The sequence below is a fragment of the Pantoea sp. alder81 genome (assembly GCF_020179835.1).
Lineage (GTDB): Bacteria > Pseudomonadota > Gammaproteobacteria > Enterobacterales > Enterobacteriaceae > Pantoea.
Window position 1 is genome coordinate 154,041 of the sequence record NZ_JAIUDA010000010.1, and the last position, 12,780, is coordinate 166,820.

Sequence of the window (12,780 nt, forward strand, 5' to 3'; positions counted from 1 at the left end):
GGGGAGGGGTCAGAACAGGGAGCGCACGCTCTGCATAGTGCTCAGATTGTGGTTGAAGCACTTGTCGTAATACTGCTGAATTTCCACCATGCGCAGACGATTACGATGCACACGACGCAGCGCCAGCAGGCCATTGGTGACGCCGCACAGGAGCAGCACCAGCATCAATAACGCGGTACCGAGGTAGCGCCATTGCGCCATCGCATCCGGTTCATTGTGCAAGGCAATGTGGCGAGTGCCATTGGCGTCAGTGGTGATGCTGGTAATGATGCCATTAGCAGCAAATGGCGTGTGCAACAGCATGCCGGACATGCGTTGCAATTCGCGCCACTGAGACGCTGCATCGAGATCAAACAGCGACACGGAAGGCTGCGGCTGGGTCACCATCTGACGGCCTTCATCACTGATAATCAGGAAGCCGCCTGGTGGTGGGCTATTCAGATTTTCTGCTGCACGACGGGTTTCACGCGAGAAGAAGGTTGAGGTCGCGGTATTCACCAGGTTTTCCAGCGCTTCCGCACTGACCGGGCGTAGCAGCACATTCATGCCGTTGAGCTTGCCGGAGTCTGCACGGTGAATCAGGGAATCCCAATCCTTCGCATTGCCAAGATTCACCAATGCATTTTTTAGTCGAACACAATCCTGCTGCTGGCTGCACAGATCCTGAGTTTTCAGCACCAGGTCGGAGAAATCATCCAGCAGGATCATGCCCGATTTCTGGATGGCTGAGGCGAGCTGTGGGTTGAGTTTCGGATCGGTGTTGGTTTCCGGATGCAGTTGACGCGTGGTGGTATCAAGCAGTGCGGCGGCTTTATCAATGATATCTGACTGCGGCTGCGGCAGAGGCGTTGCGTTATTCCAGTAAATGGCTGAGCAGTCGAACGGCATATAGGCATAGCTGCGGTTGCTCTGATAGTTGCCAGGTACGGAACACATACCGGTACCGCTCACCTTCAGGTTGTCACCAATGTGCAGCGGCAGGGCGTTGAGTTTATCCACGCTATTCACTTCGATGCTTTCGGTGCCTTTCACCCACGCGAGGCTAAGCTTGATCGGCATGCTGAGCGGAATCCAGGTAAACAGCATCACCAGCACCAGCAATGAACCACATGCCAGCACCAGATTTTTGCGCCAGCGCTGAACCGGGAAATTGCGAACTTCATCATGCAGGGAGAGGAAACGCCCCTGGCGCACCACCTGCCGATTCAGGTAGATGTCGACATCCGTGACCTGACCCAAATCGTGCGCCACATAGGGCTGCCAATGGGCGGGATAAATCAAATCGATAATGCCCAGCGAGATATTGCTTTGCTCCTGATTGGATTCACCAAACAGGCCCCAGCGCTTGGGTGCTCCGCGCAGGCAGTGCACATCGCGCAGCCCTTTTTCGCCGGGGAAACGGTAAAGGAACCACAGGCTGACCGCGATCATGGCGCAGGCGGGTAGCGCAATCCACACCATCAAACTGCCGGGCAGTACCAGGCTGAGGAAGAACAGCAGGAAGGCAAAACAGATGGCGATGGCTTCGCGCGTGCCATCCGCGCGCGACAGGCGATACTCTTCCGGCGATTCTTTACGGACCTGCAGCAGCTCGACATTTTCGCTCTCCTCTTTACGGATGGAGGCGTTGGTCGACATTGAGCGCACCAGCGGTGGCAAGGCGGGTTGTTCTACAGCGTAGTTCACTAACGAGTGACCGTTAAGTGAGATCACCAGCGGCAGCGTTTGGGTGCGAATCAGCTCAACATAATTCTCTTCCGCAATGTGCTGCTCCCACAACGGCGGCAGATGCACTTCTACTTCATCGAGGTAGTAGCGCCATTGATGCGCATCATCGGTTGAGAGGCCATAGCGAGTAATGGAACGCGTGACGGGATAGACGTTGTTGCTCTGCGCCGTGAGCGTCAGGGATTCTGCCTCACGCGACTTCTTTGTGGAGCGGGCTGTGCTCTGTTTTTGCTGTTTCGCCAGAGACGCAATGTACGCTTCAACGGCGAGACGTTCTTCATCAGTGAGTTTGCGGCAGGGGGGACTAATGAACGGCAGAGGTTTCGCCAACGGCGGACGATGCCGCATAGCGTACCAATAACCTATCCCTGCTACTAAGGAGCAGGCCAGCATGACAGCCAGAATGATGATAAAAGTGCTCATGCTTTGCTCAATCCAGCCAAAAAACTGCCTTCACGTTTACGATGTGCTCCCGACGGAACCCGTTAATACAAGTCAATTTTGGCGAGCAGAAGTCATTCTTACAAGAAAAAACTCAGATAAAATAACGCACAAAATCATTGAATTATAATTTATTAGATTATTCCTTAATGGGATGTTAACCACAGGGCACTCAATTAAATATCGGTATTTTCTGAATTTAACAAAACCCCATTGACATATTGTGAAAATTTAAGTGTATAGATAACAAGAAGTTGTTAGCAGGCGTAAGCAAATGTGTGGCATCTTGCTTTCCCTGTACTGCGTGTCGCACATTGCTGCGGGCTTCGGTATGCTGGCGTCATCGCGATTCACAAGGTTGTGCTAAGTTTGAGGCTGATATGAAAATTCCAATGAAAAAACCTGACATCCTCAACGTGGAAGCGGTGGCCCGCTCCCGCTTGTTTACTATTGAAGCGGTTGATCTCGCCTTCAGTAACGGTGCACGCCGTGTCTATGAGCGTATGAAACCTTCCAACCGGGAAGCGGTGATGATCGTGCCGATTCTGGGGGATGATGTGATCCTGATTCAGGAATATGCCGTAGGGCTGGAGAGTTACGAACTGGGCTTTCCTAAGGGCTTAATCGATCCAGGCGAAAGCGTGTTTGAAGCCGCAGACCGTGAGTTAAAAGAAGAAGCCGGCTTTGGTGCCCGAGAATTAGAAACGCTGGGCAAACTCACCATGGCGCCGTCTTACTTCTCCAGCAAAATGAATATTGTGGTGGCGGAAGGGCTGTATGAAGAGAAGCTGGAAGGGGATGAACCTGAACCGCTGATTGTGCATCGCTGGCCGCTGAATAACCTGCTGGCGTTGCTGGAAGAGCCCGATTTCCGCGAGGCCCGAAATGTCAGCGCGCTGTTCCTGGTGCGTGAATGGCTGGTGAAGCAGGGACGATTGACCTACTGATTACGACAAGTGCGCAATAAAAAAGCCGGCGAATGCGCCGGCTTTTTTGATCAGAACAGTTCGTGGCTTTGGCCGTTGTCCATGAGTGTGGTTCCCACATCATGCACAGAATACTCCGTTGGCTGTGTGCCGTTGATGAAGTACTCCTGACGGGTATTGCCGCCGCCGTTGGCCAGCTTGCCCGTACCGCGATCGATGGTCACGGTGACAACGCCATCTGGCGGTGTCAGCGGCTGTACCGGTACGCCATCCAGCGCAGATTTCATGTAATCATCCCACGCTGGCTGAGCACTTTTCGCGCCGCCCTCATAGCCTGAAATCTGATCCGGAATCGCGCCTGACATGGTCGAGCGGCCTAGCGCGCGTGAATCATCGAAACCAATCCACACTGAGGTCACCACACCAGGACCGTAACCAGAGAACCACGCATCCTTCGAGCTGTTGGTGGTACCGGTTTTTCCGCCGATATCATTACGTTTCAGATCACGACCTGCACGCCAGCCTGTTCCCATCCAACCTGGCTCACCGAACACGTTAGAGTTCAGCGCGCTTTTGATCAGGAACGACAGCGGCGTATTAATCACATGCGGTGCGTATTGCTGGTCACCCGCGGGTTGCGGTTGAGCAGGCACTTGCTCCAGCTCAGGCTGTGGTACCGCCTGATTCTGCGATTGATCGGAGGTTGCGACGTTTTCCACGCTCTCTTCATTCAACGCCAGCGATTTTTTGGTGTCGCCGTAGATCACCGGCAGATTGCACTGCGGGCAGGCAATCTTCGGTTTCTCTTCAAACACCACGCCGCCTTGCTCATTTTCAATTTTGGTAATGAAGTAAGGATCGACAAGGAAGCCGCCGTTGGCCATCACGGCATAACCGCGCACCACCTGCATTGGGGTAAACGAAGCCGCACCCAGTGCCAGTGATTCGGTATGGATGATGTTCTGTGCCGGGAAGCCGAAGCGCTGCAGATATTCTGCGGCGTAATCCACACCCATCGCACGCATTGCACGAACCATCACCACGTTTTTCGACTCACCCAGGCCCTGACGCAAGCGGATAGGTCCCGCATAGGTCGGCGGTGAGTTTTTCGGGCGCCAGTCCGCACCGGCACCTGCATCCCAACGTGAAATGGGCACATCGTTCAGAATAGATGCCAGCGTCAGACCACGATCCATTGCGGCGGTATACAGGAACGGTTTGATGTTTGAACCGACCTGGCGCAGCGCCTGCGTCGCACGGTTGAACATACTTTGGTTGAAGTCGAAACCACCGACCAGTGCACGTACCGCACCATCTTCTGGGTTAAGCGAGACGAGCGCTGAGTTAACCAGCGGGACCTGACCTAACCACCAGTCGTTGTTCACTTTACGCACCCAAATCTGCTGACCTGCCTGCAGTACCTGCGTCACGCTACGTGGCGTCGGGCCTTGCAGCGTGTCGGATTTGTAAGGGCGCGCCCAGCGAACGCCTGCCAGATTCAGTGAGACACTGCTGCCGTCTTTCAACATCGCCGTGGCTTCATCGGCTGAGGCAGTGGTAACCACGGCAGCATTCAGTGGACCGTAGGCGGGCAGATCTTTCAGCGCTTTTTGAATGCGGCTCTGATCCCAGCTTGCTTCGCCCACTTTCCACAGCACATTAGTCGGACCACGATAACCATGACGCATGTCATACGCCATCACGTTATTGCGCACCGCTTGCTGTGCGGCTTCCTGCAGATGACGCGTCACGGTGGTGTAAACCTTGTAGCCATCATCGTAGGCGGCGTCACCGTAGCGTTTCACCATCTCCTGACGCACCATCTCACTCAGATAAGGCGCGGAGAAGGCAATTTCGGGACCATGATAGGTTGCGACCAGCGGCGTGTTGCGCGCGGCATCATACTGTTGCTGCGTGATGTAGTTCTGATCGAGCATACGCGCCAGTACCACATTACGACGCGACAGTGCGCGCGCATGCGAGTAAAGCGGGTTGAAGGTTGACGGTGCCTTTGGCAGACCGGCAATCATCGCCATCTCACTCAGTGATAGCTGATCAACCGGCTTACCGAAGTAAACCTGCGCTGCCGCACCGACACCGTATGCACGGTAGCCAAGATAGATTTTGTTGAGGTAGAGCTCGAGGATTTCATCTTTGCTCAGCAGCTGTTCGATGCGAATCGCCAGGAACGCTTCCTTAATCTTACGCATCAGCGTGCGTTCAGGGCTGAGGAAGAAGTTACGCGCCAGCTGCTGGGTGATGGTACTGGCCCCCTGCGAAGCATGACCGGACACCAGCGCGACGCTGGCGGCACGGAAAATACCCACCGGATCGACACCATGGTGCTCATAGAAACGGCTGTCTTCGGTTGCAATGAACGCTTTGATCAGCTCAGGCGGCATCTGTTGCAAGGTGAGCGGCACGCGGCGCTTCTCACCGTACTGGGCGATCAGTTCGCCATCCGCGCTGTAAACCTGCATTGGGGTTTGCAAACGCACGTCTTTCAGCGTGTTCACATCGGGCAGCTGCGGCTCTATGTATTTGTACAAACCATAAACCGTGCCTGCTCCCAGCAGAATGCAACACACTGTAAGAATCAATAAATACTTTACGAACTTCACCTGAGAATTCCCATCTGTTGTCGTTTGGGCAGTTTATAAACAATCGCGCGGTAGTATAAAGGCAAGCCTGACGCTTTGATATACCCGTCATACTTCGAGCGGCAGCTGCTGCGGCTGCGCGAGCTCACCTAAGACACTGACTTCAGTCAGCGCCTGAAAATCAGCTCGTTTTTCGCCTTGCCGCCACTCGAATGATTGAGGGTATCTCTTTTTTTACCTTAAAAGATAAGGAGATCGCGCATATGGCTTTTCAGCGCTGGCAAATTGGATTGGACATCCAAAACGGGCAACTCTGCGCCCTGGGCATTGAACGCCGACGTCATGGCTGGCAGTTACGCCACTGGTGGCAACAACCGCTGCCGCACGATACGTTACGCAACGGCGTGTTGCAAACTACCCCACTGTTACAGGAGATGTTGACGCGCTGGCAGCGCCATCTGCCGAAACGCTATTCACTACGGGTTGGCTTGCCCCCGCAACTGGTGTTGCAGCGGACACTACCGCTGCCAGAAACCTCGCTCAGTGAACCGGCAATGAGCCGCTATGTGGCGTCTTCAGCACCGCGTCTGTTTCCGGTTGAGCCCGCCACGCTGTCGATTGACTACCGCTCGGCGCGAAATGCGACGCAACTGTGCATTACGGCGGCACGACGTGAAGTGATTGCACAGTGGCTGGCGCCGTTAAAGCAGGCTGGCCTGCGGCCCGATGTCTTTGAACTAAGTAGCCTGGCGTTGACGCAAATCGCCATGCGCATGCCGCTGCATCGTGGACAACTTTTGATTCATCCTCTTAGCGATCACTGGCTGTGGACGTTAGCCGGTGAACCGGGCACCTCAGGCGCGGCCACAGAACCCTTAACGCTGGCGCAACTGCGTGAAACCTTCCCTCAGGCATCATCGATCTTTTGCACCTCGACCTTTAGCCTGGATGAACCCAGCGTGACGCAATGCCGACCGCTTTCATTGCTGCATTACCGGCAACCGCCCTTGCCGGCGCACGAAGGTGAGTTTGCCATCGCGCTGGGCCTGGCGCTGCGCCCGGAGGATGCATGATGCTGGCCGTTAACTTATTGCCCTGGCGTATGCAGCTGCAGCAACGTCGCCGCCAGCAAAGTTTGACCCTGCTGGGATGTGTCCTACTGGTTACCGGGATCATAGTGCTGACGCTCTGGTGGCGGGGCAGCGAGGCGCAGGGGCAGGGGCTGCGGGTGTTAGCCGATATCAGCCAACAGCATGAAGCGTTGCAACGGCAACTGGCGCAACAGCAATTGCTGATACAGCAACGCGATGAACTGCTACAGGCACAGCTTATTCGGCAGCAAAAAAAGGAGGAGCATCAGCGCTGGCAACAATTCTGGCAGCGCTTGCCCATGCTGATGCTGGACACGCTCTGGCTTAAGCGCGTTGAACGGCGCCGAAGTATCCTGCTGTTCGAAGGACAGGCGCACAGCATGATGGCGGTTCAGGACTTTCGTCATCAACTGATGGGGCAGCCGCTATTTGCCACGGTTAAACCGGCTAGCGTGCAGCGCCAAACCGCTGGGCACTATCGCTTTGTCTTGCGCGCGCGGATGCAGGAGAACGTCAGTGAATGATGTATTACAGCGCTGGATCGCGTTAGCCCTGATGTGGCGCATGGCTTGCCTGTTGGGCATGTCACTGCTTCTCCTGATACTGGCGTGGTGGGTTTTGCTGCGGCCGCAACAGCAGGTACGCGCGTCTCAATTACACCAGCAGGCGGCGATGTCACAACAGGTGATGCAGCGCCAGCAGCTGTTGGCTGCACGGCCTGCGATTAACGAACTGGAACTGGAAATCGCACGGTTGCAGCAGCCTGCGGTTGAAGTTGCTGAACAAGCCACGCTTGAAGCTCTGATTACCGCGCGCGGCGATCAACTGGAAAGCTGGCTGCCAGATAATCAGCCTCAGCAGTTACAGCTGCGACTCGGCTGGATGCAATTTGTTCCGCTGTTTTCTGAGCTGGCGCTGACGCGTCTGCCTGTGCCGCAGCGCTTTGAACTCAAAGAGGAGCAGGGAGCGCTGCACACGCAGCTGTGGCTGGAGGATGACAATGCGGAATAGTGCCTGGCTGGTATTGCTGTGGAGCGGTTTTGCCCTGGCCCGCGATCCCTTTCAACCACAGGCGGATGTGCAATGCCTAATGCAGGTGGCTGAACCGGATGGCTGGCGATTGCAGGGCATTATCGGCACCCCCACGCGCTATGTCGCCTGGCTCCGTTCGCCAGAAGGAAAAAATCATCGGCTGGGTCTTTCGGCTCTATTACCGCGCTCAAGCTGGCAGGTGGCAGAGCTGACGGCGAATCGCATTACCTTGCATGTCGCGCAAAGCTGCCCACCACAGCAAATCACCTGGTCAATAAAAGGAGGATATTATGAAATGGATGGCCCTGATGCTTTGCCTGAGTTTGAGCCTGCCCCTGCAGGCAAATGAAGATCGCTTAAGCCTGGTGTTTGATGATGCCCCTGTTGAACGTATTTTGCAGGCGCTGGCAGATTATCAACAAACCAACCTGCTAATTGCACCCGGCGTTGAAGGGCGCTTATCACTGCGCCTGGAAAATGTCGGATGGGAGCGCGCACTGGCGCTGGTGACCCGGCTGGCAAAACTGACCGTGGTGCAGGAAGAGGGGGTGCTGCTGGTTTATCCCGAAAGCTGGCAACAGATGCAGGTGCAACAGGCGAAAACAGAACACGAAGAGAGGCAACAGCAGGTTCCCCTCGAACAGCAGTCCGTCACGCTGCATTACGCCAATGCCGGCGATGTCTATCGTAGTCTGCAAGCGGAGCGCTCACTCCTCACTCCACGTGGCAGTGTGACGGTCGATAGCCGTACCAACAGCTTGTTGCTGCGTGACACCGCCGCTGCATTGCGTGACGCCACGCGCTGGTTGCGTGCGCTGGATATGCCGCTCGAACAGGTCGAGTTGTCTGCCCACATCATCACCATCAATGAAGAACATCTGCGTGAGTTGGGAGTGAACTGGCACACCGCACCGGTCCAAAGTGTGACGGCGGCATTGCATCATCCACAGCTGGAGATCCCATTGGCCGTGAATAATCCTGCATTGCGTGCCGGTGTTACGCTGGGTCAGGTCAGTGGCGGATTGCTGAATCTGGAGCTCAGTGCGCTGGAGCAGGAAAACCAAATCGAAATCATCGCCAGCCCGCGGCTTTTTACTTCTCATCAGCAAACCGCTTCCATCAAGCAGGGCACCGAGATTCCTTACGAGGTGAAGTCGGGTAGCAGTGGTGCAACGGCGATTGAGTTCAAAGAGGCGGTGTTAGGGATGGAAGTGACGCCGGTGGTGCTGGGGAATGGACGGATTCAGCTAAAACTGCGCTTAAGCCAAAACATGCCAGGGCGCAGCCTGAACGTGGGCGAAAGCAATGTGCTGAGTATTGATAAGCAGGAGATTGAAACGCAGGTGACGCTGCGTGATGGCGAAACGTTGGCGCTGGGCGGCATTTTTCAGCAGCAGCGCATGCAGACTGAACAGCGGGTGCCGTGGCTGGGTGAAATGCCTTTGTTGGGGAATCTGTTTCGTCAGCAAACCAAAGAACATAAAAAGAAGGAGTTGGTGATCTTCATTACCCCCAGACTGGTCAGGGAAGCAGCGCTTACAGCCGGATAAAGCGGAAAATTCACTCTGATTTGCCATCTGCGTTGACGCAGGGCAGGAATTAGCTTACAAGGTTTAGCGATTTTTAAAACGGTGTAGCGGAACGCGGCAGGATAACCTTCCGATGGGCGTCAGTCACAAGCGATACTGACGTCAGAATATATTTTCCCTAAATAATTCGAGTTAATGCACGGCGGTGAAAGCGTTAATTCCTAAGCTTATATCTGTAAGTTTCAGGGACGCGAAAACACGGCCAGCGCGCATGTAGCTTGAAGTGTGAGGGAAAACAGGAGGGGCGTTACCGTCTCGCGAACCACAGACCGGTCCTGTTACAAGGTCGCCGGGGGCAATTTATTCGGTTGCCAAACGGCCATGAGTGTTGAGATAATTTTCCGTCTGACTCTTGTTAATGCTCATGAGGTCTCAGTTCCTGTCCCGCCAGCACTATGCTGAACGCGGGGTATCATCAACGAATTCTTAGTAATACCGATAAAATGGCAGAGAAACGCAATATCTTTCTGGTTGGGCCGATGGGTGCCGGCAAAAGCACTATTGGTCGTCAGTTAGCTCAGCAACTCAATATGGAATTTTTCGATTCCGATCAGGAAATTGAGCGACGTACCGGAGCGGATGTAGGCTGGGTATTTGATGTGGAAGGCGAAGACGGTTTCCGCGATCGCGAAGAAAAGATCATTAATGAACTCACCGAGAAGCAAGGCATTGTCCTGGCGACTGGTGGTGGTTCAGTCAAATCCCGTGAAACCCGCAATCGTCTCTCCGCCCGCGGCGTGGTCGTTTATCTTGAAACCACCATCGAAAAGCAACTTGCTCGTACGCAGCGTGATAAAAAACGTCCGCTGTTGCAGGTTGAAGAGCCGCCGCGCGAAGTACTGGAAGCTTTAGCTGGCGAACGTAATCCACTTTATGAAGAGATCGCTGACGTCACCATTCGCACTGATGATCAAAGTGCAAAAGTTGTCGCCAATCAGATCATCAACATGCTGGAAAAAAATTAATCCAGCGCCCTGACGGCTCAGCAATAGGTATCGGTCATCATGGAGAAGATCACTGTCTCACTCGGGGATCGTAGTTACCCCATCACCATCGCTGCCGGACTGTTTAACGATCCGGCTTCTTTTTGGCCGCTAAAAGCAGGCGATAATGCCATGCTGGTGACCAATGAGACGCTTGCACCGATTTACCTCGACAAGCTATCAGCACTGCTTTCGCAGGCGGGCGTGAAGGTGGATCAGGTGATTTTGCCTGATGGTGAAAAGTACAAGACGCTCGCTGTGATGGACGATGTCTTCACCGCGCTGCTGCAGAAACCGCATGGACGTGATACCACGCTGATTGCGCTCGGCGGCGGTGTAATTGGTGATCTCACTGGATTTGCCGCTGCGAGCTATCAACGTGGTGTGCGCTTTATCCAGGTGCCGACAACGCTGCTGTCTCAGGTCGATTCTTCGGTAGGCGGTAAAACAGCCGTCAACCATCCGCTGGGCAAAAACATGATTGGTGCCTTCTACCAGCCTGCATCTGTGGTGGTTGATACCGATTGCCTTGCTACGCTGCCGGCGCGCGAATTGGCGTCCGGTCTGGCGGAAGTGATCAAATACGGCATTATTCTCGATGGGGAATTCTTCCAGTGGCTGGAGCAGAATCTTGATGCTCTGCTGGCACTGGATCAGCAAGCCCTGGCCTACTGCATCCGTCGCTGCTGTGAACTCAAAGCTGAAGTGGTCGCCGCCGATGAGCGTGAAAACGGTCAACGCGCGCTGCTTAATCTGGGCCATACTTTTGGTCATGCGATTGAAGCGCACATGGGCTATGGCAACTGGCTGCACGGCGAAGCGATTGCGGCAGGTATGGTGATGGCTGCACGAACCGCTGAACGGCTAGGTCAGTTCTCATCGACGGATACCGATCGCATTATCGCGCTCTTTTTGCGTGCCGGTTTGCCGGTGCATGGCCCAGCAAGCATGAAAGCAGAAGAGTATCTTCCGCACATGATGCGCGATAAAAAAGTGCTGGCGGGTGAAATGCGTTTGGTGCTGCCTCTCGCAATTGGCCGCTCTGAAGTGCGCGCAGGTGTGGCTCATGATATGGTGCTGGCTGCGATTAACGATTGTATAAAATACTGAAGATATCCTGAGTAATTCGAGTTGCAGCAAGGTGGTCATCACAAGCTTTCCAGAGGCTGATATGCGTCAGCGACGGGATGATTGAGGAGTGCCGCCAGTGCCGCTTCAGTTTGAAGTATGACGGGTAGAGCAGTGAGTGGTGATGCGGTGCGTGGGAAGCGTGCCGTTTTACGGAGGAGGCTAGATGGATGAGTTCAAACCGGAAGACGAGTTAAAACCTGATGCCAGTGACCGCCGTCCAACGCGGCCTCGCAAAACGTCTTCTGCGCCGAAAGCGAAGGTACCTGTTTCTCGTCAACATATGATGATGGGGATCGGCATCCTGGTTCTGCTGTTGGTGGTGCTGGGTATCGGTTCGGCATTGACCGGTCCGGATGAGAAGAAACCCGCAGCAACTACGGCCAGCAATGGTAACGCGGCGCCGACGGCAACCGGCGGTGAAAAGAACATCGACCTTTCCGGTTCGACGTCCATGAGCGGCCAGCAAAACGCCACGCCTTCAGCGGAAGGAAGCGCACCACAGACGCCAGCTTCATCATCCTCGCCAGCAGGCAGCGATCCCAACTCGATTTCAATGCCAGCGGTGTCTTCAACGCCGACGCAGGCTGCGCCTGTCGATACGCCAGCCAACCAGCAACGTGTGACGCTGCCGGGCGATCTCAACAGCGCGTTGAGCAACCAGCAAGGCCAGGTTGATAACGCTGCACAGGGTGCACAAGGCAACAGTTCATTGCCTACCGCGCCTGCTACGGTGAGCGGTAACGGTAAAGCGATAACGCCTCCGGCTATGCGCTCTGAAACGCCTGCTCGTACCAATAGCAATGGCTCGCGTGAAGCGCACAGCAACACCGGACACAAAGCGCCAGCAACGTCGAAACCCGCAGCTGTAGCTAAAGAGAGCAAAACCCATACCACCGCCGCACACAATGCGCCGGTGAGCGCCAGCAGCGGTGCCAGTAAGTCACTGCCAACCGGTGGCAGCTACACGCTGCAGCTGAGCGGTGCGTCGAAAGAAGAGAGCCTGAATGCCTGGGCGAAGAAACAAAATCTGAGCGGTTATCACGTGTATAAAACCACGCGTAATGGTCAGCCCTGGTATGTGTTGGTGAGCGGCGCTTACGCCACGCCAGCCGATGCTAAACGCGCAGTGGCGTCATTGCCTGCTGAAGTGCGTGCGGCGAATCCGTGGGTTAAACCGCTGAGTCAGGTGAAGAAAGAAAGTCAGTAATTGATGTGGGGCTGCGATCGTGTGGCCCCGTTTAAAGCGCAGAGCTGCTGTC

General features: G+C 55.0%; 11 protein-coding genes. 9 read left to right on the top strand and 2 right to left on the bottom strand.

Translation table 11 applies throughout. The features are described 5' to 3' along the window. Positions 1-9: 9 nt before the first annotated feature. Positions 10-2,151 (bottom strand): intracellular growth attenuator family protein, encoded by a 2,142-nt coding sequence (locus LBW88_RS22810; RefSeq protein WP_224934369.1) that lies wholly within the window; start codon positions 2,149-2,151, stop codon positions 10-12. A 398-nt stretch (positions 2,152-2,549) separates the two neighbouring features. Between LBW88_RS22810 and nudE the strand changes: the two genes are divergently transcribed. Continuing rightward, positions 2,550-3,116, top strand: a complete 567-nt coding sequence (gene nudE / locus LBW88_RS22815; protein WP_224934370.1) for an ADP compounds hydrolase NudE — start codon at positions 2,550-2,552, stop codon at positions 3,114-3,116. Positions 3,117-3,166: 50 nt separating this feature from the next. Here nudE and mrcA read toward each other — a convergent pair whose 3' ends face one another. Continuing rightward, positions 3,167-5,716, bottom strand: coding sequence for a peptidoglycan glycosyltransferase/peptidoglycan DD-transpeptidase MrcA (mrcA, locus tag LBW88_RS22820; protein WP_224934371.1), 2,550 nt, complete (start codon positions 5,714-5,716; stop codon positions 3,167-3,169). Between the two features lie 242 nt (positions 5,717-5,958). Between mrcA and pilM the strand changes: the two genes are divergently transcribed. The 8 genes from pilM to LBW88_RS22860 all read left to right on the top strand — a co-directional run bounded on the left by pilM (position 5,959) and on the right by LBW88_RS22860 (position 12,728). Further along, positions 5,959-6,768, top strand: coding sequence for a pilus assembly protein PilM (gene pilM / locus LBW88_RS22825; protein WP_224934372.1), 810 nt, complete (start codon positions 5,959-5,961; stop codon positions 6,766-6,768). Further along, positions 6,765-7,310 carry a PilN domain-containing protein gene (locus tag LBW88_RS22830; protein WP_224934373.1) on the top strand — a complete coding sequence of 182 codons (546 nt, stop codon included), beginning with the start codon at positions 6,765-6,767 and terminating at the stop codon, positions 7,308-7,310. Before pilM ends, LBW88_RS22830 begins: the two co-directional genes overlap by 4 nt. Continuing rightward, positions 7,303-7,797, top strand: coding sequence for a hypothetical protein (locus LBW88_RS22835; protein ID WP_224934374.1), 495 nt, complete (start codon positions 7,303-7,305; stop codon positions 7,795-7,797). Before LBW88_RS22830 ends, LBW88_RS22835 begins: the two co-directional genes overlap by 8 nt. Further along, positions 7,787-8,167 (top strand): HofP DNA utilization family protein, encoded by a 381-nt coding sequence (locus LBW88_RS22840; RefSeq protein ID WP_224934375.1) that lies wholly within the window; start codon positions 7,787-7,789, stop codon positions 8,165-8,167. The genes LBW88_RS22835 and LBW88_RS22840 overlap by 11 nt, the downstream gene beginning before the upstream one ends. After that, a complete protein-coding gene (hofQ, locus tag LBW88_RS22845; RefSeq protein ID WP_224934376.1) occupies positions 8,109-9,368 on the top strand; it encodes a DNA uptake porin HofQ in 1,260 nt (419 codons plus the stop codon). Before LBW88_RS22840 ends, hofQ begins: the two co-directional genes overlap by 59 nt. A gap of 482 nt (positions 9,369-9,850) precedes the next feature. Further along, positions 9,851-10,372 (top strand): shikimate kinase AroK, encoded by a 522-nt coding sequence (gene aroK / locus LBW88_RS22850; protein WP_034820046.1) that lies wholly within the window; start codon positions 9,851-9,853, stop codon positions 10,370-10,372. Positions 10,373-10,411: 39 nt separating this feature from the next. Continuing rightward, complete coding sequence (gene aroB, locus LBW88_RS22855; protein WP_224934377.1) at positions 10,412-11,500, top strand: 3-dehydroquinate synthase; 1,089 nt, start codon at positions 10,412-10,414, stop codon at positions 11,498-11,500. Positions 11,501-11,684: 184 nt separating this feature from the next. After that, positions 11,685-12,728, top strand: a complete 1,044-nt coding sequence (locus LBW88_RS22860; RefSeq protein WP_224934378.1) for an SPOR domain-containing protein — start codon at positions 11,685-11,687, stop codon at positions 12,726-12,728. Positions 12,729-12,780: the final 52 nt, after the last annotated feature.